At 61.8% G+C, this 19,359-nt stretch carries 19 protein-coding genes; 3 read left to right on the top strand and 16 right to left on the bottom strand.

Annotated features, from left to right (window positions below; translation table 11 throughout):
* Positions 1-7: 7 nt before the first annotated feature.
* The 3 genes from GR197_RS11830 to GR197_RS11820 are packed head-to-tail and all read right to left on the bottom strand — an operon-like array spanning position 8 to position 2,044.
* On the bottom strand, positions 8-322 hold the full coding sequence (locus tag GR197_RS11830; RefSeq protein WP_164009558.1) for a DUF2849 domain-containing protein: 315 nt from the start codon (positions 320-322) through the stop codon (positions 8-10).
* Positions 323-324: 2 nt separating this feature from the next.
* On the bottom strand, positions 325-1,761 hold the full coding sequence (cysG, locus tag GR197_RS11825) for a siroheme synthase CysG (RefSeq protein WP_164009556.1): 1,437 nt from the start codon (positions 1,759-1,761) through the stop codon (positions 325-327).
* Entirely contained in the window at positions 1,745-2,044 is a 300-nt protein-coding gene (locus GR197_RS11820) for a hypothetical protein (RefSeq protein WP_164009554.1), read from the bottom strand. Before GR197_RS11820 ends, cysG begins: the two co-directional genes overlap by 17 nt.
* Between GR197_RS11820 and GR197_RS11815 the strand changes: the two genes are divergently transcribed.
* Together GR197_RS11815 and mazG are read left to right on the top strand one after the other, a co-directional pair.
* Positions 2,028-2,615, top strand: a complete 588-nt coding sequence (locus GR197_RS11815) for a deaminase (protein ID WP_164009552.1) — start codon at positions 2,028-2,030, stop codon at positions 2,613-2,615. The two genes, GR197_RS11820 and GR197_RS11815, sit on opposite strands and share 17 nt — an antisense overlap.
* 20 nt (positions 2,616-2,635) lie before the next feature.
* Positions 2,636-3,475, top strand: coding sequence for a nucleoside triphosphate pyrophosphohydrolase (gene mazG / locus GR197_RS11810; protein ID WP_164009550.1), 840 nt, complete (start codon positions 2,636-2,638; stop codon positions 3,473-3,475).
* A 364-nt stretch (positions 3,476-3,839) separates the two neighbouring features.
* On the opposite strand, the gene hflX is transcribed toward mazG, so the two are convergent.
* The 9 genes from hflX to GR197_RS11765 form a co-directional block, all read right to left on the bottom strand.
* The gene (gene hflX / locus GR197_RS11805; RefSeq protein ID WP_164009547.1) at positions 3,840-5,165 is read right to left on the bottom strand and encodes a GTPase HflX; all 1,326 of its coding nucleotides are present in this window, start codon (positions 5,163-5,165) and stop codon (positions 3,840-3,842) included.
* A 77-nt stretch (positions 5,166-5,242) separates the two neighbouring features.
* Positions 5,243-5,485 carry an RNA chaperone Hfq gene (gene hfq / locus GR197_RS11800; RefSeq protein WP_003539403.1) on the bottom strand — a complete coding sequence of 81 codons (243 nt, stop codon included), beginning with the start codon at positions 5,483-5,485 and terminating at the stop codon, positions 5,243-5,245.
* A 106-nt stretch (positions 5,486-5,591) separates the two neighbouring features.
* Positions 5,592-6,455 carry a D-amino-acid transaminase gene (locus GR197_RS11795; protein ID WP_164009545.1) on the bottom strand — a complete coding sequence of 288 codons (864 nt, stop codon included), beginning with the start codon at positions 6,453-6,455 and terminating at the stop codon, positions 5,592-5,594.
* Positions 6,456-6,519: 64 nt separating this feature from the next.
* Positions 6,520-7,884: a sigma-54-dependent transcriptional regulator gene (locus GR197_RS11790; protein ID WP_164009543.1), complete on the bottom strand. Its 1,365-nt coding sequence runs from the start codon at positions 7,882-7,884 to the stop codon at positions 6,520-6,522.
* Entirely contained in the window at positions 7,874-10,144 is a 2,271-nt protein-coding gene (locus GR197_RS11785) for a sensor histidine kinase NtrY-like (protein ID WP_164009541.1), read from the bottom strand. The genes GR197_RS11790 and GR197_RS11785 overlap by 11 nt, the downstream gene beginning before the upstream one ends.
* Before the next feature lie 262 nt (positions 10,145-10,406).
* Positions 10,407-11,975: an MFS transporter gene (locus tag GR197_RS11780; protein ID WP_164009539.1), complete on the bottom strand. Its 1,569-nt coding sequence runs from the start codon at positions 11,973-11,975 to the stop codon at positions 10,407-10,409.
* A 4-nt stretch (positions 11,976-11,979) separates the two neighbouring features.
* A complete protein-coding gene (locus tag GR197_RS11775; RefSeq protein WP_164009537.1) occupies positions 11,980-13,071 on the bottom strand; it encodes an HlyD family secretion protein in 1,092 nt (363 codons plus the stop codon).
* Positions 13,072-13,252: 181 nt separating this feature from the next.
* Positions 13,253-14,017, bottom strand: coding sequence for a pirin family protein (locus GR197_RS11770; RefSeq protein ID WP_164009535.1), 765 nt, complete (start codon positions 14,015-14,017; stop codon positions 13,253-13,255).
* 46 nt (positions 14,018-14,063) lie between these two features.
* Positions 14,064-14,654, bottom strand: a complete 591-nt coding sequence (locus GR197_RS11765; protein ID WP_164009534.1) for an isochorismatase family protein — start codon at positions 14,652-14,654, stop codon at positions 14,064-14,066.
* Between the two features lie 113 nt (positions 14,655-14,767).
* On the opposite strand from GR197_RS11765, the gene GR197_RS11760 reads away from it, so the two are divergent.
* Positions 14,768-15,673, top strand: a complete 906-nt coding sequence (locus GR197_RS11760) for a LysR family transcriptional regulator (protein WP_164009532.1) — start codon at positions 14,768-14,770, stop codon at positions 15,671-15,673.
* A gap of 48 nt (positions 15,674-15,721) precedes the next feature.
* Here the strand turns inward: GR197_RS11760 and GR197_RS11755 are convergent, their stop codons facing one another.
* The 4 genes from GR197_RS11755 to folD form a co-directional block, all read right to left on the bottom strand.
* Positions 15,722-16,672 carry an alpha/beta fold hydrolase gene (locus GR197_RS11755; RefSeq protein ID WP_164009530.1) on the bottom strand — a complete coding sequence of 317 codons (951 nt, stop codon included), beginning with the start codon at positions 16,670-16,672 and terminating at the stop codon, positions 15,722-15,724.
* A gap of 131 nt (positions 16,673-16,803) precedes the next feature.
* On the bottom strand, positions 16,804-17,343 hold the full coding sequence (locus tag GR197_RS11750; protein WP_164009528.1) for a cupin domain-containing protein: 540 nt from the start codon (positions 17,341-17,343) through the stop codon (positions 16,804-16,806).
* A 194-nt stretch (positions 17,344-17,537) separates the two neighbouring features.
* Positions 17,538-18,434 (bottom strand): formyltetrahydrofolate deformylase, encoded by an 897-nt coding sequence (gene purU / locus GR197_RS11745; protein ID WP_164009526.1) that lies wholly within the window; start codon positions 18,432-18,434, stop codon positions 17,538-17,540.
* Between the two features lie 23 nt (positions 18,435-18,457).
* The gene (gene folD, locus GR197_RS11740) at positions 18,458-19,354 is read right to left on the bottom strand and encodes a bifunctional methylenetetrahydrofolate dehydrogenase/methenyltetrahydrofolate cyclohydrolase FolD (protein WP_164009524.1); all 897 of its coding nucleotides are present in this window, start codon (positions 19,352-19,354) and stop codon (positions 18,458-18,460) included.
* Positions 19,355-19,359 lie beyond the last annotated feature (5 nt).

Genomic DNA, 19,359 nt, shown 5'->3' with positions numbered 1-19,359 from the left:
GTCTTCCTCAGACTGCAATGAATTCGGGATCGGCCGGAGCGTAGCCCGGTGCATATTCCATGGTCGGGCCCTGGGCGCGGATGCGCTCGCGAAGGCGAAGCGGCCAGAGACTGCCGTTGGTGTCCTGGACTTCGACGACGGCGACGTCAACGACTTCGTTGTCGGCATAGGATTTCTTGCCGATCACCTCAAGCGCTTCAACAGCTTCGTTAGTGCGGGCGACAAGCGCCTCCTGCAGCGAGGTGGACCACGTGCCCTTCGCATCCAGCCAGACGGCAATGCCGTCCGTCAGCCGGTTGGCCGTCAGAACCTTGTCTACCATGTTCAGCTCCTTGCAAGTTCCTCGAGCCGGGCGTTCGCACGCACCAGCGGCTCGGACAGTTCGAAATTGGCACCGGCGACAGCATCGCCGATGATGACCATGACAGGACCGGTCAGCTCGTCGCGGTGCTGCAGATCGGGCAGATCGGCGAGCGTGCCATGCAGCAGGCGGCGGTCAGTGCGGCTGGCATTTTCGATGACGGCGACGGTGGTCTCGGCGGGAATGCCGGCCTGCATCAGCCGCTCGGCAACAGAGGCGGCAACCGTACGGCCCATATAGACGGCGATCGTCGCGCCGGAGACGGCAAGGCTTGCCCAATCGGGCAGCACGTCGCCGGTCAAATCATGGCCGGTGGTGAAGACCAGCGAAGAGGCAACGCCGCGCAGCGTCAGCGGCAGTTCGAAATCGGCAGCGGCGGCGAAAGCCGAGGTAATACCGGGCACGACCTCATAGGTGATGCCGGCGGCGCGCATTGCCGCCATCTCTTCCCCTGCCCGGCCATAGACCAGCGGATCGCCGGCTTTCAGGCGGACGACGCGCTTGCCCTGGCGGCCGAGGTCGACCAGCAGGTCGTTGATCTCTTCCTGCGATTTCGAATGGCAGCCCTTGCGCTTGCCGACGGAAAGACGCTCGGCATCGCGGCGGCCCATATCGACAATCGCCTGCGGCACCAGCGCGTCATAGACGATGACGTCGGCTTCCATCATCACGCGCTGGGCGCGCAGCGTCAGCAGATCCTCGGCACCGGGACCGGCACCAACCAGCCAGACATGGCCGGCGACCTTGTCCATCGAACCCAGCAGCCGATCGGCAGAGTGGCGGGCCTGCGGCAGGTTGCCATTGGCGACCGCATCGGCAACGGCGCCGGAGAAGAAACGGCGCCAGAAGACGCGGCGGGAAACGCCACGCGGAATCAATTGCTCGACGACCTTGCGGTAGCTTGTCGCCAGGCCTGCAAGCCGGCCGAGCGAGGGGGAAAGAAGCTGGTCGATCTGCGCGCGTATCATCTGCGCCAGAACCGGCCCTGCCCCTTCGGTGCCGATCGCAACGGCGACGGGGGCGCGATTGACCAGCGCCGGCGTGAAGAAATCGCAGTAATCGGGCTGATCGACGGCATTGGCCGGAATTCTGGCAGTGCGGGCGGCATCGACGATCTCGCGGTCGTCAGCCTCATTGCCGGTGGCGGCAAAGACCAGCGCCGATCCCTCGACCTGTTCGGCGGAAAAGCCGGCGCGCACGGTCTCGATGCGGTTGGCGATCAGGAAGGCATGATAATCGGCTTCCGGCCTCCCGGCATAGGCAACGATCCGCGCCCGTGTATTCAAGAGCAGCCGCACCTTGGCGAACGCTTCGTCGCCATTGCCGAAGACAGCCGTCTTCTGGCCTTCCACGCGAAAGAAGGCTGGAAATACCGAAAGCTGCTCAGTCTTGGGAGACATCATCAATCCACTTCGAAGTTGCCAGAATATGCCCTTGATCGACAAGGGATTGAAGGAACAGAAATTCGAAAGCCCCAGCCAGCGCGTATTCTTTTGCTCGTCTCATCCGCGATTTGAGAAAAGTCACCCATGCTGACCAAAACAGCACATGTGAGCGCATTTGCTGCATTGCACTGTAAAGCCTGTGACAAACGACGTCCACCGGCGTTTGGCGCATTTCACTTGCGCCGCCGAGGCGATAGACTGAGGGAAAACCGGAGAGATCAATGCCTGACAAAACCATCGCCGCTCGCCTGCTTTCCGTTGTCGAAGACGATATCCTGCCGCTGACCGAGCGCGGCGTTTCACTCGGCAATAAGGTGTTCGGCGCGGCGATCCTGCGCAAATCCGATCTGTCGCTCGTCGTCGCCGAGACCAACAACGAGCTCGACAATCCGCTCTGGCACGGCGAAGTGCATACGCTGAAACGCTTCTACGAGCTTGGCGACAAGCCGGCGACCAAGGATTTGATCTTTCTGTCGACGCACGAACCCTGCACCATGTGCATGTCGGCGATCACCTGGGCGGGCTTCGACAATTTCTATTATTTTTTCAGCCACGAAGATTCCCGCGATGCCTTCGCCATTCCGCACGACCTGAAGATCCTGAAGGAGGTGTTCGGGCTTGAACCCGGCGGCTATCGCAGGCAGAACGCCTTCTGGAACAGCTTTGCCATCGCCGATCTCGTCGAGACCGAAGAGGCACCGCTCAAGACCGCGCTCGCTGCGCAGACCGCCCGCATCAAGGCGCGCTATGACGCGCTTTCCACCACCTACCAGTCGTCGAAGAGCGCCAACGACATCCCTTTAAACTGAGGCCGCTTAACCGAGGCACCATGGAACCTTCCAAAGACATTTCGCGGCTGATCGAGATCATGGCGGCACTGCGCCATCCCGAAACCGGCTGTCCCTGGGACATTGAGCAGAATTTTGAGACGATCAAGCCCTATACGATCGAGGAGGCCTATGAGGTCTCCGACGCGATCGAGCGTGGCGATATGGACGATCTCTGCGACGAATTGGGCGACCTGCTGCTGCAGGTGGTCTTCCATGCCCGCATGGCCGAGGAGGCTGGCGAATTCTCCTTCGGCGACGTCGTTAACGCCATCACCACCAAGATGATCCGCCGCCACCCGCATGTCTTCGCCCGCTCGGCGGCCGATACGCCCGATGCGGTGAAGATCCAGTGGGACGAGATCAAGCAGGCGGAAAAACGCGAGCGTGCCGAGCGGCGGTCCAGGCGCGGGATTACCGAGGATTTCAAGGGCGGGTTCCTGGGGTCTGTACAACGCAGCTTCCCGGCTTTGACAGAAGCGCTGAAACTGCAGGAACGTGCCGCCAAGGTCGGCTTCGACTGGTCGGCGCCGGAACCGATCCTCGACAAAATCGAGGAGGAAATCGCCGAATTGCGGGTGGCATTAAGCGAGGGCGATCGAGCGAAGGTCAGCGACGAGTTGGGAGATCTGATCTTCGCGGTTGTCAATATCGGCCGGCATGTGAAGACCGATCCGGAACAGGCGTTGCGCGGGACGAATACAAAATTTCGGCGTCGGTTCAGTCACATCGAGCATGTTCTTGATAAAGAAGGCGAGACACTGGAGGCGGCCAGTCTTGAGCGGATGGAGGAGATCTGGCAGGCGGCGAAGGCGATTGAGCGAGCGCTCGTGGCTGAATAGGTCGGGCCGAGTTTGGCAAGAAGCCAACCCCACTCTCCGTCATCCTCGGCCTTGAGCCGAGGATCCATGCCACCGCTGCTGGTGGATGCGGCGTCGTCGCGTGGTCATAGAGCCGCAGCAGCACCAGTTTGTCAACGGGAACGCGATTGAGCCGGCTGTGACGGTCAGGGCTGAGGGGGCACAGCGTTGCCACATCTCCCTTCTCCCCAGCGGGGAGAAGATGCCGGCAGGCAGATGAGGGGGTGAGCGACGACAGGAGCGAATGCGCTGAGCGCAAGCGAAGGGCAGCATGAAGTGTGTGCCGTGCGGCCCCCTCATCCGACCCTTCGGGCCACCTTCTCCCCGCTGGGGAGAAGGGAGTACCTCACCGCTCCCAATCTTCCTTCGAAGATTTCGGGCCGTTGCCGATGCGGCGTTCGAGTTCGGTGGCTTCGGTTTCGGAGAGACGCAGGTCGAGCGTGATTGAGCCGTCCTCATTGTCCTCGCGGGCGTCGACGATCGCGTGGTCGTAAAGCCAGGGGAGCAGCGCCAGTTTGTCCACAGGAAGCCGGATGGTCGCTTCGGTCATCACGCCGGAGAGCCTGCGGCTGATTTTGTCCATCAGCGTGTCGACGCCCTCGCCGCTGACGGCTGAGACCGCGACGACGTTGCTGGCGCCTGATGATTTCTGCACCATGGTGTCGTGCACCTCGGGCTCCAGCCGGTCGATCTTGTTCCAGACCTCGATCAGCCGCTTGTCCGCTTCCGCCTCGTCGATGCCGAGATCACCAAGGATGCGCATCACGTCGGAGCTCTGAGCCTGGTTGTCGGCGTCGGACATGTCGCGGACATGCAGGATGAGATCGGCTTCCAGCACCTCTTCCAGCGTCGCCCGGAAGGCGGCGACCAGATGGGTCGGCAGGTCGGAAATGAAGCCGACGGTGTCGGACAGGATGACGGTGCGGCCGTGCGGCAGCTTCATCCGCCGAAGCGTCGGGTCGAGCGTGGCAAAAAGCATGTCTTCGGCCAGCACGCCGGCGCCGGTGATGCGGTTGAACAGCGTCGACTTGCCGGCATTGGTATAGCCGACCAGCGCCACGATCGGGTGGGGCACCTTGCGGCGCTTGGCGCGGTGGAGCTGGCGGGTGCGCACAACCTGCTCCAGCTCGCGTTCGAGCTTGATGATGCGGTCCTGCAGCATCCGCCGGTCGGCTTCGATCTGGGTTTCGCCCGGGCCGCCCATGAAGCCGCCGCCGCCGCGCTGGCGTTCAAGGTGGGTCCAGCTTCTGACCAGCCGACCTTTTTGATAATTCAGGTGGGCGAGATCGACCTGCAGCGTGCCTTCCTTGGTGGAGGCGCGGCGGCCGAAGATTTCAAGGATGAGGCCCGTGCGGTCGATGACCTTGGCGTTCCATTCCTTTTCGAGATTGCGCTGCTGCACCGGCGTCAGCGGATGATCGACGATGACGAGACCGGAATCGCGCTCGTTGAGCAGCGCCTTGATCTCCTCGATCTTGCCGGTGCCGAGCAATGTCGCCGGTCGCGGATCATTGACCGGCACGATCGAGCCGGTGACGACATCGAGGTCGATCGCCTGGGCAAGCCCTGTCGCCTCTTCGAGGCGGCTTTCCGGCGTGCGGGTCGAAGCCGATTCGCTCTGGCCGCCGCGGCTGCGCGATTTCAGGACCGGCACGACGACGGTCGCGCGCATGTCGTCCCTGTGCTTGGCGGCCTCAGGGATGATCGAATCGTTCTTGGTATCGCGTGTCGAAATGACGGCTGATCCTGTTAGGACGCTGCTTCTTCGCTCTCGAACATCTGCATCGGCTGGCCCGGCATGATCGTCGAGATCGCATGCTTATACACGAGCTGCGAATGGCCGTCACGGCGAAGAAGAACACAGAAATTGTCGAAAGACGTAACAACGCCCGTGAGTTTCACGCCGTTGATCAAAAAGATTGTCAGGGAAATCTTTTGTTTGCGAACAGTATTGAGAAATAAATCCTGGAGATTCTGAGAACGTTCCGCCATCGCGCCGCTTCTTTCTTTATTGCCGACCTGATCCGGCCGGTAGAATATCAATCAACCTCACCCGCAAGACCGGCGCCTCATTTCACCCGTCCAGCAAATCTTGGTATCAAATCGCAATCTTTTCCGCAACGTCGAAAAAGGCCTCGCGGACTTTCTGCGAAACGCTGCCCGGATGACCGTTGGCGATCGTCTGGCCATCGACGGAAACGACCGGAAAACAAATACTTGTGGCTGCGGTGAGGAAGACCTCGCGGGCTGCGAGCATCTCGGAAACCGAGAAGTTTCGCTCGGTGATCTGCAACCCGAGCCTGGCTGCGACATCCATCAAGGTGGTGCGGGTAATGCCGCGCAGGATGCCGTGTTCGGCCGGCCGCGTCACCAGCATTCCATCCCGATCGACGATCCAGACATTGGTCGCCGCCCCTTCCTTCACCATGCCGTCGCCGTCGACATAGATCGCTTCCTGGGCACCGGCCTCCTTGGCCTGCTGGCGGGCCATGGCATTCGGCAGCAGGCCGACGGATTTGATGTCGACGCGGTCCCAGCGATTGTCGACAAGGGTGATCGCCCTGATGCCATTGGCATTCTTGGCGGCAATGATCTTAGGGTCGGTGCTCTTGGCAGTGATGACAAGCGAGGGCGGCGTTCCCTCGGTCGGAAAGACATGATCACGGCGCGCCACACCGCGCGTCACCTGCATGTAGAAAAGCCCGTTGCGGACATGGTTGCGGCGCAGCGTCTCGCGAATGACCTGCGTCAGCGCCGCCCGGCCCATCGGCCAGGCGATGCGCAGCTCACCGAGTGAACGGTCGAGACGGTTCAGATGGCGGGCGAGATCGACGATATAGCCGTGGCGCACCTCGCAGACTTCATAGACGCCGTCAGCGAACTGATAACCGCGATCCTCAATATGCACGCTGGCATCGGAATGCTTGACGTAACGGCCATTCACATAGGCAATTCTCGGCATGGGAAACCTGGTCTTGCGGAAAGCTATAAGGGAATGCGGCGCGGCCTCGGCCGCGCCGGAAAGATCAGACGCCGAGCGACTTCAGCTTGCGGTGCAGCGCCGAACGTTCCATGCCGACGAATTCCGCAGTGCGCGAGATATTGCCACCGAAGCGGTTGATCTGGGCGATCAGATAATCCTTCTCGAACATCTCGCGGGCTTCGCGCAGCGGCAGCGTCATGATGTGATAGTCGTTCTTGGCCGAAACCTTCGGCAGCATGTCGCCGAGATCGGTCGGCAGCATGTCGGCGGTGATCGGCGCATCCGGCCCATCGGTGCGGGCAAGGATCATCAGCCGCTCGATATTGTTGCGCAGTTGGCGGATATTACCAGGCCAATCATGCGCCTGCAGCACGGCCATGGCATCGTCGCCGATGCGGCGCGGACGGATGCCGGCCTGCTCGGAAATCTGCCGCATCAGCTGATCGACGAGGAAGGGAATGTCCTCGCGCCGCTCGGCCAGGGCCGGCACGCGGACCGGCACGACGGCGAGGCGATGATAGAGATCCTCACGGAACCATCCCTCAGCGATACGGCTCTCGAGATTATAGGCGGTCGAGGAGATGATACGGACATCGACCTTGACGCGTTTGGAGCCGCCGACCCGCTCGAACTGCTGATCGACCAGCACGCGCAGGATCTTGTTCTGCGTCTCGCGCGGCATCTCGCCGACTTCGTCGAGATAGAGGATGCCGCGATGGGCTTCCTCGAGCGCGCCGATCTTGCGGGCCTGGCCGGGTGTTCCCTCGGTGCCGAACAGCGCCACTTCCATGCGGTCGGGCGTGATGTTGGCAGCGTTGATTGCCACGAAAGGACCGCTGGCGCGGGTCGACTTCTTGTGGATCATCCGCGCCACCAGCTCCTTGCCGGAGCCGGATGCGCCGAGGATCATGATGCGGCTGTTGGTCGGCGAGACCTTCTCGATGGTCTGGCGCAGCTGCGAAACGGCAACCGAGGTACCGATCAGCTCCAGCGCGTCGCCGGTGCGGCGCTTCAGCTCGGAGACCTCGCGCTTAAGCTTGGAATTCTCCAGCGCCCGTTCGGCGATCAGAATCAGCCGGTCGGCCTTGAAAGGCTTCTCGATGAAATCGAAGGCGCCGCGCTTGATCGCCGAGACGGCGGTCTCGATGTTGCCATGGCCGGAGATCATCACCACCGGCAATTCCGGATGGCGGGTCCTGATCTCGTCGAGCAGCGACAGGCCGTCGAGCTTGCTGCCCTGCATCCAGATATCGAGGAAGATCAGCCGCGGCACCCGGTCGGAAATCGCCGCCAGCGCGCTGTCGCTGTCATGGGCCGTGCGCGTTTCGTGTCCCTCGTCGGAGAGAATGCCGGAAACGATCTCGCGAATATCGTGCTCGTCGTCGACGACAAGAATATCAGAGGCCATAAACGCTTTCCTTGTCATTGGCTGCGGGAGAGGCAGGCGTCGGATCCCGGCGTGGCAGATGCACGCGGATCATGGCCCCTCTTCCCCGGTCAAAATCGGCGGGCGCATCGTGCAGCTCAAGCTGCCCGCCATGTTCCTCGATGATCTTCTTGACGATGGCGAGACCGAGGCCGGTGCCCTTCTCACGCATCGTCATATAGGGTTCCAGAATGCTGTGGCGGTTCTCCACCGGCAGGCCGCGGCCATTGTCGATGACATCGACGGTGAAGCGGTCGCGGCCGGTGTCGAAAGTGGCTCGGACGAGTATCTTGCGTTCGTCGCGTTCGTCCATCGGAACGGCCTCGATCGCTTCGACGGCATTCTTGATCAGATTGCCGAAAGCCTGGCCGAGCATGCGGCTGTCGAACAGGCCCTCCAGCGGCTGCTCGCCGAAATCCTGCCCGAAGGTGACGTGGTTGTTGCCCATCTCGCGCAGGAAGATCGCGTCGCGCAAGATATCGCGCAGGTCGCTCGGCTCCTTGGTCGGCTTCGGCATGCGGGCGAAGGCGGAGAATTCGTCGACCATGCGGCCGATATCGCCGACCTGGCGGATGATCGTATCGGTGCACTGATCAAACACGGTTCGGTCGTCCGGGTCGATCTGCTTGCCGTAGCGGCGCTGGATGCGCTCGGCGGAAAGCTGGATCGGCGTCAGCGGGTTCTTGATCTCATGGGCGATGCGTCTTGCGACGTCCCCCCAGGCGGTCGAGCGCTGGGCGATGACCAGGTCGGTGATGTCGTCGAGCGTGATCACATAGGATTCGCTCTGATCGCGCACTTCCTCGCGGGTGACCTGCACGCTCAGCGTCCGCACAGTCCCGCCGCGCACCAGCGCGATCTGCTTGCGGAAATCGCCGCGATGACGCGACGCCGCCTCGGTCAGCACGTGGTCGACCTCCGGCGCGATGTCGACCAGCTGCTTGCCGAGCATCTCATCGGCCGACAGCGACATCAGCGTTTCGGCCGAACTGTTGACGATGGCGATGCGGCGATCCTGTTCGACGCCGATGACGGCGGCAGTGACGCCAGACAGCACCGCTTCGATGAAGCGGCGGCGGTCGTCGACCTCGTCCTTGGCTTCGAGGATCTCGTCGCGCTGGGTGCGGATTTCCGAGATCATCTTGTTGAAGGTGCGCGACAGATTGGCGACGTCGCCATCGACGGCATGCACCGGCACGACGATATCCATATTGCCCGATGCCACGCTGTCGGCCGCGGTGATCAAGAGCCGGATCGGCCGAACGATCCGGTCGGCAACGGCGATCGCGGTCCAGATCGCCGCGAGCAGCACGATCAGCGCGAAGCCGATATAGAGCACGGCGAAGGCGATCTGCAGCGAGAAGCGGTTGGCTTCCATCGACCGATATTCGGTGGCGTTCTCCTCCATCATGCGCATGGCGCCCATGACCTTGGGATCGACGGCGCGCACCGTATAGAGGAAGGTGCCCTGGATGGCATCGAGCTTGATGATGGCACCGACAAGGTTGGTGACGCCGGGCGGAATCAGTGTCGGCTGGCCGGCCGCGGCCTTCTCAAGCGCGTCCTGCGGGATCGCCGGCAACGGCTTTTCGGTGGCGATGTCGGCCTGAACGATCACCGAACCGTCGCGCTCGACGAGGAAGGAGCCGAGCAGGCCGCGGCCCCTCGCCTGGCGCGTCATCAGGTCGGCAAAACCCGTCCGGTCGAGAGTGTAGAGCGCACGGTTGCGCTCCAGGTCGTTGGCCATGGAAACCGTCTGCCCCTGCAGGTAGCTGGCGTTTTCCATCATGTAGGCCTGGCCGATATTGCGCGACGAGCTGACGATCGATTGGGTTCGCAGCGCAAACCAGCGGTCGAGACCGGCATTCAGGGTGATGCTGGCGAAGATGGCGACGAGGATCGCCGGGGTGATCGCGACGATCGAGAAAAGCACGACGATGCGGATGTGGAGGCGCGCCGCCGCCCTGCCCCGCGTACGCGCCTTGAGCAGCCTTGCCACCTCACGGGCGATCAGCGCCAGCAGCGTCAGGACGAAGAAGGAATTGACGATCACCGAGGTGATGACGACGTGCGAACTCGGGGCGATCGGGGTGAGGCCGAGCAGCACGAAAAGTGTCGCCGTGGCGCAGAGAAGCGCGCCGCCGGCAAGCACCAGGCCTGGCACGGCAAAAAGGGCGCGGCGATCGGTCACCGTGGTCACCGCCTCGCCCGCCGCCGCCGGCGATACCCCATCCTGCGTCATTCGGCCTCTCTTCAGACGGCACCTGCCGCCCTCGCCAACCGATCGAAACCAAAGAACGCCGGCTCAAGAAAGCCAGCGCTGCAACGACTCGATCGGGAGCGAATGTCCAAAACCCTTGCGTGACCTTTAAGCAACGCAATGTGGCGAAAATGCAACGCGGCCCGTCACATTGTCAAGCCGCGGATAGGCGTGGGCCGTCGCATGTCGTGGGAAAAGCCGAGCTCAGGCATCCGGTTCCTGCACGCTCCATCATTACCAGACGCTACACCGTGAGCGGCCCCTTTGGCGCCTTGGTGACGAAGGCGAGGATGGCGAGGCCACCGACGGCGCACAAGAACGTCAGCCAGAAGGCGTCGATGAAGGACAATACGTTTGCCTGCTTCTGCACATGCTGCCCCAGCACCGTCAGGCCGCGGCTCGGCGCGATGGCCTGTCCAGCACTCGCCATCTTCTGGGAGAGCGCCGACAGCGCGGATATCGACGCTTCCGAACCGCGTTCGACGTTGAGCCCGGTCAAATAGGAGTGAATCTGCTCGCTCTTGCGCAGATAGGTCGTCATCAGGGCCTGCGCCGTTTGCGTGCCGAGCAGCCTGATCACCTGGATATATGCCGCAACGGCGATCGCTTTCTTGGGATCGCCGTTCGCGACCGTGAGGACGATGATCGGAAGGAACGTCAGTATATGTCCGACGCCTTGAAGCACGCACATCGTCCGGAAATTGTCGCCGCTCCAGTCGCCCGTCAGACCGGTGCCGATGAACGCCGCCGCCGCGAAGCAGCACAGGCCGATCAGCAGCAAGAACCGTCCGTCGGTGCGATGCAGCGCCCACACCGCAATCGGCGTCATGACGAGCAGCGGAATGCACGTCCAATGGAGCAACGTCTGGCCGATTTGTTCCGGACGAAGCCCTGCGACGGTCGCGAGATAGTTCGGGATCAGGCTCGTGTTCGACAGACCGCTCATCAGGTAAAGCAGTGCGATCGAGAGGAGCAGCACGACGTTCCGCGCCCCGATCGCCCCGATACTCGCCCACGGATGCGTGACGAAAAGCTCGTTGACGAAGAAGGCGACGACGAGCAGAAATCCGCCTGCGAGAGACGCGATGACGAAGCCGTTGGCGAACCAGTCTAGTCGATTGCCTTGGTCCACCGCCACGAATATCAGCGCCATCCCAGAGCCGAGGAACAGCATCCCGCTCCAGTCCGCCCGGCGGACGAGATCGCGGTTCACGGGCTCGTGGGGAGCCCCACCGAAGACAAGCAGTGCCAGGATCGGTGCGAGGACGACGTCCTGCCAGTATATGAACTGCCATCCGAGATGCTGCACGTAGAAGTCCACCAGGGCTGTCCCCGAATTTGCCGTGAACGCACCACGGAACGCGTAGATCGCAATCGCCGATATCCACCATTTCATCGGCAGGTTTTTGAAGATGATCATCAGCGTCGCGGGAACGAAGACGCCGAGCAGCGTGCCGTGGACGATATGAAGGAACGCCAAGGACTCGAAGCCCCGTGCGATGGGGATCACCAGCGAAACCGCCGCGTACAGGAGCGCCGGGCCAGCCATGACGCGGCGGATGCCATATGCTGCCGCAAGCCAGGCCACGGCGGGGGCGAGCACGATCTGGGGCGCCGTCGCGAGCGTGCTCAGCCACGCGCCTTCGTCGACGCTGAGACCGAACTCTCCGCGCAGATCGACGAGGCCGGTTCCGAACAGGCGGCTGTGGAATCCTACCACGAAGGGACCGAGGAGGACGGCGCACACAGCAAGGATCGGAGGGTGCGTCGTCCTCTCCGTTCCGCGAAACGAAAGTCGAAAGATGTAGCCCATGACGTCAGGAGCCCTGCTCGCCGACAGATACGGAAACCACCGCCGACATCCCGGACCGCAAGCGCTCGAGCACCGGCGAGGCGTCGAAGTCGATGCGGACCGGAACCCGCTGGACGACCTTGGTGAAATTGCCGGTGGCGTTGTCTGCGGGCAGCAGCGCGAACTGCGATCCGGACGCCGGCGAAAGTCGGGTGAGCTTGCCGGTGAAGGATTCGCCGGGAAGCGCATCGACGGTCACGGTGACGGGCTGCCCTTCCTTCATTCGGGAGAGCTGGGTCTCCTTGAAGTTGGCGATCAGATAGACGGCGGGCAGCAGGACGATAGCGATGGAATTCGTTCCGACCGTTACGTAGTCGCCGACATGGACCTGTCGCTCGCTGACGACGCCGTCGAACGGCGCCGTGATCTTGGTGTACGACAAAGCAAGGTCGGCCGTCTTCAAGGCGGCCCTTGCCGCCTCCACGTTGGCGGCGAGCTGGAGCGTCTGCCCCTCGATATACTGGAGCTGGGCCTTTGCCGACACGACGGCGGCATCGGTCGCGAGAGCCGTCGCTGCGGTCGACTGCAGCGCGGCCTGCGCCTGTTCGTTCTTCTGCTGCGTTCCCGCTCCCTTTTGCATGAGAGCGACCTGTCGGTCCGCCTCCATCTTCGCCAGAGCCGCGTTCGCGTTTGCGACCGTTGACTGTGCTTCGGCCTGCCGTATCGCCGCCCTCTGCAGATTTTTCTGATTGTCCAAGTTGCCGAGCTGTGCGATCGCCGCGTCGAGCGCCGCCTTGGCCTGTTCACGCTTGGCCTCGTAGTCGGAGGGATCGATCTGAAGCAGGAGTTCGCCAGCCTTCACGTGGTCGAAGTCGCTTACATTGATCGAGCTGACATTGCCGGCGACGCGCGCGCTGAGGCGGCTCAATTCTGTGCGGACGTAGGCGTTGTCGGTCGACTGGGTGTCCGCTCCAGCCGTCCATTTGTCCCAACGCTGCGAACTCACCCCCACAAGAACGAGGACGGCCGCGACGACCAGGAGCGGGACGAGAACTTTCGTATAAGCCCGTTCGGTGCCGTTTGCGGCTCCGGGGACGACGGCTGTTCCTTCGGACATGGTCACATACTCCACTTCCACATCTGCGTTCGAGCGGTTCCTCGGCAGAGACATCGCCGTGTCTCAGCAGTGGAAGCTCCCTTTTGGATCACAATGAAGATTGACTGGCGCCGGTGCGGTAAATCCCAGCAAGGGAATGACTGCTCCAATGTCGGAGAAGTCATTTGCGGGCGGCGCAGTCTTATCCGCTGATGGTGCCCTCACGCGAGAATTTCGCGTTTCGGTCGACGAGAAAGACCACCAGGTCCGAATCCACGCTGGCCGTCACGTTGAAATGCGGGTCGTCCGGCCCAACGATCAGCGCGGTCTGCGCCCCGACCTTCTGCGACGCCGCAGTGACCTCTCCACGGAAGACGTAGAACCAGCGATCGAAGCCTTCCAATGAAGGCAGTTCGATGGTGCCGTCCGCTGCCAGATGGGTATCGTAGAGGTAGATGGCCTGACGAACGACGGTTGGCGCTGTCGAACCGACCGGCCCCGTGAGGAGGCGCCACCAACCGTCACGGCCGGACTCGTCAAGATCGACGAACTGAACGTCAGGTGTGAGGTCCGACGCCTCGGGCCTGACGAAAATCTGCAGCATCTCGATTTGATCGGCGCCCACGACTTCCTCTTCGTGGGAGAAGCCCCGGCCTGCGTTCATCACCATCAGACGATCCGAAGACAGGACCTCGCTCCGTCCGGCAGAGTCGGTGTGCTTCATGCGACCGGCGCGCATGTAGCTGATGATCTCGTCGTTGCGATGCTCGTGCATCCCGACGACAAGGCCGGGTTGCAGCTTTGCGTGGTCGATTACTCCAAGTCCGCCGAAGCCCGCGTCGCCAGCTTGTCCGAACGAGATGCCGGGACGGATGCGGCGGAGCTGAAATGGACCGTGTGCTCGTACCAGATGCGTTTCGGGCGATACGATGCCGGTCCCTGAGATGGGTATTGCATGTATGGTCATGTTCTTTTTCCTTGCTTCAGCGGCGGCTTCGGCGGCTCGGTTTGGATTACTGGATGGGCGGCAGGACCTCGGTAAACAACAACTGGATCAGCTTCTGCCCTTCCGGAGTGCTCCAGTTCTGGGCGAGTTCCGCGATCATCGTGTTGGTTGCCGTCAAGACGACGCCTGCGTCCTGCATACGGCGGCGCGACATGTCTTCGGACAGTTCGTACGGCGAACCGGAAGCGTCCATGACTGCCTGCACGTTGTAGCCATCGCTGACGGCGTCGATCGCCGGGAAGACGAGGCAGACGTCGGTCGTGACGCCGGCCATGATCAGGTTCTTGCGGCCGGTCGCTTCTACCGCGGCCTTGAAGTTTGCGTCGGTCCAGGCATTGACGACGCCTTCGCGCTTGACGCGCTTGTCGAAGGCTTCCGGAAGGATTTCCTGCAGCTCCGGCAGCAGCGGTCCCTGAAGACGATCTTCCTGGCTCGACGTCAGAACGACGGGGATGCCGAGAATCTTGGCGGCTTTCGCCAGGGCCAGCGACATGCGCTTGGCCTGCTCGACGTCAATGTTGTTGATCAGTTTCATCGGGCCGACCTGATGATCGATCAGCAGCAACGCGGAATTCTCAGGGGTGAAAAGCTGGGACATGATGTGATCTCCTTGGGCATTGAAGAGCGTCATCGCTCGGTTATGAATTTACGAATGAAACGATAATTGCGGGAGACTTGAAAAATGCCGATGTTATGTTTCATAATTGAAACATGAAAACGTTCGGAGATTTCGACGGCCTCGCGCTGTTCATTCGTATTGTTCAAGCTGGCGGCTTCGGAGCCGCGGAGCGAGCGACGGGCATTTCCAAGGCCACGCTGTCTCGGCGCCTTTCCGCATTGGAGGATGCGTTAAACGTCCGCCTCGTACGCCGGACCAAAAAGGGCGTCGTTCTGACCGACAGTGGTCAGCAGCTCTACGACCGAAGCCGCGACGCCTTCTTGCTGGCCGAGGAGGCAGTCGCTGGGGTCCAGGATGAGAAGGTCGCCTTGTCGGGGGCGGTCCGGCTTTCCCTGCCACCCGACATGGCGACGGAAGTTCTCGCGCCGGCCTTGATCCGCTTCAAGGCTCGGTATCCCGACGTCGTCATCGAGATGACACTTGCCGACCGCAGGGTGTCCTTGATCGAGGAAGGTTACGACCTTGTTGTCCGAATGGGAGCGGTTGCCGACTCCGGACTTGCGTTCAAAAAGATCGCGACCGTGCCGCGGACTCTGGTAGCCAGCCCCGGATATCTGGCGGCGCATTGCGAAATCAAGGAGCCGGACCATCTGAAGGATGTCCCTGCTCTGGCGATCCGTCGCGACCTGGTGGAATGGGATTTGCGCCGTCGTGACGGCCTGACAGCGACCGTCACTCCCAGGATCGGCTTCGCAGCGAACCGACAGACAATCCTCATCGAAGCGGCGATTGCAGGTCTTGGCGTGGTCAACCTGCCCAACTTCATGATCGAGAGCGCACTGACATCGGGCGCACTTGTTCGCGTCCTGCCTGATTGGGAGCCATCGCCCGTGGAGATGACCGCTCTTTGGCAGAAGGATCGAATCACCGGGCGGCTGATCAAGGCGATCGTGGCGGAATTCGCTGAGGCCTTCCGGGACGGACAATCACCGAAATAACCTCTGGTCGATTCCGGATTTCCGCCCTCGACCAGACGCTGAGGCTACTTATGACGATGAAGGGAGCCGAAGGAAACGCTGCAAGGCATCCAGCAGCGCAGCCGGCTGCTCTTCTGCCGGATAGTGACCGCAGTCGGGAATGACCGCCGACTCGACGTTCAGTGCCACGGAACGCAATTCGTTCGCGACCATATCCCCGCAGGCCAAGGCGCCGGCGAACGCAAGGACGGGAACCTCAATCTTGGTTGTTTTGCGCCGACGATACTGCGGGATCGATTCATCGATCGCCCGATAGTAGTCGAAGCTGGCCTTCAGTGCGCCGGGCACCCGACGAAGGGTTTCAATGTAGAACTCCTTGCCATAGGCGGGAAACGCGGCGACGGAGCCGGCCTTGGTGTCGAACTGATAGCCGAAATACAGGTCTTCCCGTCCCTCGACCAGTCGCTCGTTGACGCCCAGCGCCCGATTGAAATTGAAGTGCCACAGAAAGTCGCTCGTCCAACGATCGTCGCTGAGCAGCGGTGGCGATGGCGACAAGCCCGGAACGATGGCCTCGCCAAGCGCGATGCGTTCGATGCGCTCGGAGCGGTCGGGGCGGTCGGTCGCCATCGCATAGCCGACCCACAGTCCGACGTCGTGCCCGACCATCGAGAACCTGGTATGACCAAGCGTGTCCATCAGTGCGAACATATCGGCGGCCAGCGTGTCGACGTCATATCCGTCGGCAGGTTTTTCGGATAGACCGACACCGCGCGGATCGACCGCGATCACGGTGAAATCACGGCTGAGCGGCAACATCAGATACCGCCAGGCGAACCAGTTCTGCGGCCAGCCGCCGAGCAGAAGAAGAGGCGGTCCCTCCCCGCCGATCACGGCATGCAGGTCGATGCCGTTCGCCTCCACCCGGTAGCTCCGAAAGACGTCGCGGAAGCCCTGCGGCAATTTTGGCACTCCCGTCACGGAGCCGAATCCGTCCAAGTTTGTGATCGCGTTTGTCATAGTTCACTCTTTCTTGCTCACACGCGTACCCTTCGCGACCATGCAGTGACGCAAGGGATTTCGATGCTGTTTTGGAAGATAGGCCTGCGGGTCGTCCGCTGCCCATCACCGGGACTACCCCGTTTATTTTTCTACAGAAACTCGGTTCTGTACCTGGGGGCCAGCTCCTGCATGAGGCGCTTCTTCTCCGCCTGCCTGGCGGCGTCGGGCGTCGGTGCCGACGACTGCCGATCGGAAATCCGATCCGCTACCGCCAGGAAAAAGTCCTCCTGCCCGGCGGGTGTGCACATGCACAGCATATGCGCCATCCTGCCCGACCGGTTTGCAAACCGATGTGGGGCGTTGGCAGGTATATTGATCGATGCAGGTGCTCGGATGGTTTGCGTCTCGCCGCGAAACGTGAACTCCAACTCGCCTTCCAGGAGGCTGAACATTTCCTCGAACTGATGGCGGTGAGGCGGTGGGCCACCGCCGTCGGGAATCAGCATGTCGATCAGACAATACCGTCCCTCGGTCTGCGCGCCGGAGATCAGGACGGTATAAATGTTTCCCGCTTGCGAAATATGTGGCACCGCCGGATCGTCCGGAAGCGCCACTGTTAGGGTGCGATTGGGATCGTCGGCCGGCAACGGCTGGTCTGATGGGATTGCCGCAATCGAATGGTCGGTCATGAGTTTGAAGACCCTGTGTTTCAGCTCCGGATTTTAGGGCTGTGAGTTTCGATCTCAAGACTCGAAAGGTACTTACCTCGTGTTGCAATATTGGAACGTGGGTAGGAGTCCGGCCTGCCCGGACCATCAGAGATCGGGCGGTGCACCAGAACCGCCATGTTCATCGAACTCAAAGCTTGGCTGCTATACAGCAATCAGCCCATGCGTTCCGACGCGTAGGATCCGGGTGACGCGGGGAATACGACGGTCTTGTTGCCGTTGATGAACACCCGGCCGTGGATGTGGGCGTGGATGGCCCGGGCGAGCACCTGGCTTTCGACGTCGCGGCCGAGGCTGACATAGTCTTCGCCGCTCTGCGCATGGGTGACGCGGACGATGTCCTGCTCGATGATCGGACCTTCGTCGAGGTCCGCCGTCACGTAGTGCGACGTCGCGCCGATGAGCTTCACGCCCCGTTCGAACGCCTGCTTGTAGGGATTGGCGCCCTTGAAGCTCGGCAGGAAGGAGTGGTGAATATTGATGATCCTGCCGGACATCGTGCGGCACATTTCGTCGGACAGGACCTGCATGTAGCGGGCTAGGACGATGAGTTCGGCCCCTGAAGCCTCGACGATCTGCATCTGCTTGCCCTCGGCCTCCTGCTTGTTTTCCTTTGTCACCTTGATGCAGTGGAACGGGATGTCGTGGTTCACGACGATCCGCTGGTAGTCCATGTGGTTCGAGATCACGCCGACGATGTCGATCGGAAGCGCCCCGATCCGCCAGCGGTAGAGGAGATCGTTCAGGCAATGTCCGAAGCGGCTCACCATGAGGATCACCTTTTTCTTTTCGCCCTCGTCGAAGAATTCGGCTTTCGCCTCGAACTTGTCGGCGATCGGCTCGAAACCTTCACGAAGCTGGTCAAGCGTATGTCCGTCGTGCGGCTGGAAGCCGATACGCATGAAATAGCGTCCGGTGTCCGCGTCGTCGAACTGTGCGCTGTCGGAAATGTTGCAACCGTTCTGCGAGAGATAGGTGGCAATGGCGGCCGTCACGCCGCGGATCGACGGGCATGCGACACGAAGAGCGTAGCGAGGAACCGTGGTGGTCATGTCGATTATCCTTGTTCGTCTTCTCAGGCCGCGGCGAGCATGGCGTGGTGGCGGCGGAATGCCGTCAGCGTGTTGGACAGCAGGCATGCGATCGTCATCGGACCCACGCCGCCAGGCACGGGCGTGATGGCGCGCGCATGGCCGGCTTCGCCATAGGCCACGTCGCCGACGATCCGCGATTTTTCGCCGTCCTGGATGCGGTTGATGCCGACGTCGATCACGACGGCGCCAGGCTTGATCCAATCGCCACGAACGAGGCCCGCTCTACCGGCGGCGGCGACAAGAATGTCGGCGGCCCGGCAGAGTTCTGCCGCGTTCCTGGTCTGTGAGTGAACGACCGTGACGGTGCAGTGTGCATTCATCAGCATCTGCGCCATGGGCTTTCCGACGATATTGGACTTGCCGATGATGACGGCATGAAGGCCGGAGAGGTAGTCGCCGAGCGTATCCTTGATGAGCATCATGCAGCCCAGAGGGGTGCAAGGAACGAGCGCCGGGTTGCCCGTGGCAAGGCGGCCCGCATTCGACACATGGAAGCCATCGACATCCTTGTCGGGGTTGATGGCCTGGATTACGGCATCGGGATCGAGATGTGCCGGCAGCGGTAACTGTACAAGAATTCCATGCACTTCCGCCTCAACGTTGAGGTGATGCACGAGGTCCAGCAATTCGACCTGCGAGGTTTCAGCAGCAAGCCGATACTCGAAGGACTTCATACCTGCTGCGACCGTCTGGCGCTGCTTTGAAGCCACATAAATTGCGCTTGCCGGATCGTCCCCCACCAGAACGACGGCGAGACCGGGAACGGCGCCTGTCGTTGCCTTCAGCGCCTCGACGTCGGCCTTGATGCGCTCGAGCAGCCCTGCGGCGTACTCTTTGCCGTCGATGTTCGCCGCGCGTGTGAATCTATCCATTCCCATGGGGT

This window comes from Rhizobium phaseoli, assembly GCF_010668805.1.
Classification (GTDB): Bacteria; Pseudomonadota; Alphaproteobacteria; order Rhizobiales; family Rhizobiaceae; genus Rhizobium; species Rhizobium phaseoli_A.
Note: the sequence above shows the minus strand (reverse complement) of the source record. Positions and strands in the feature narration are given on the sequence as shown.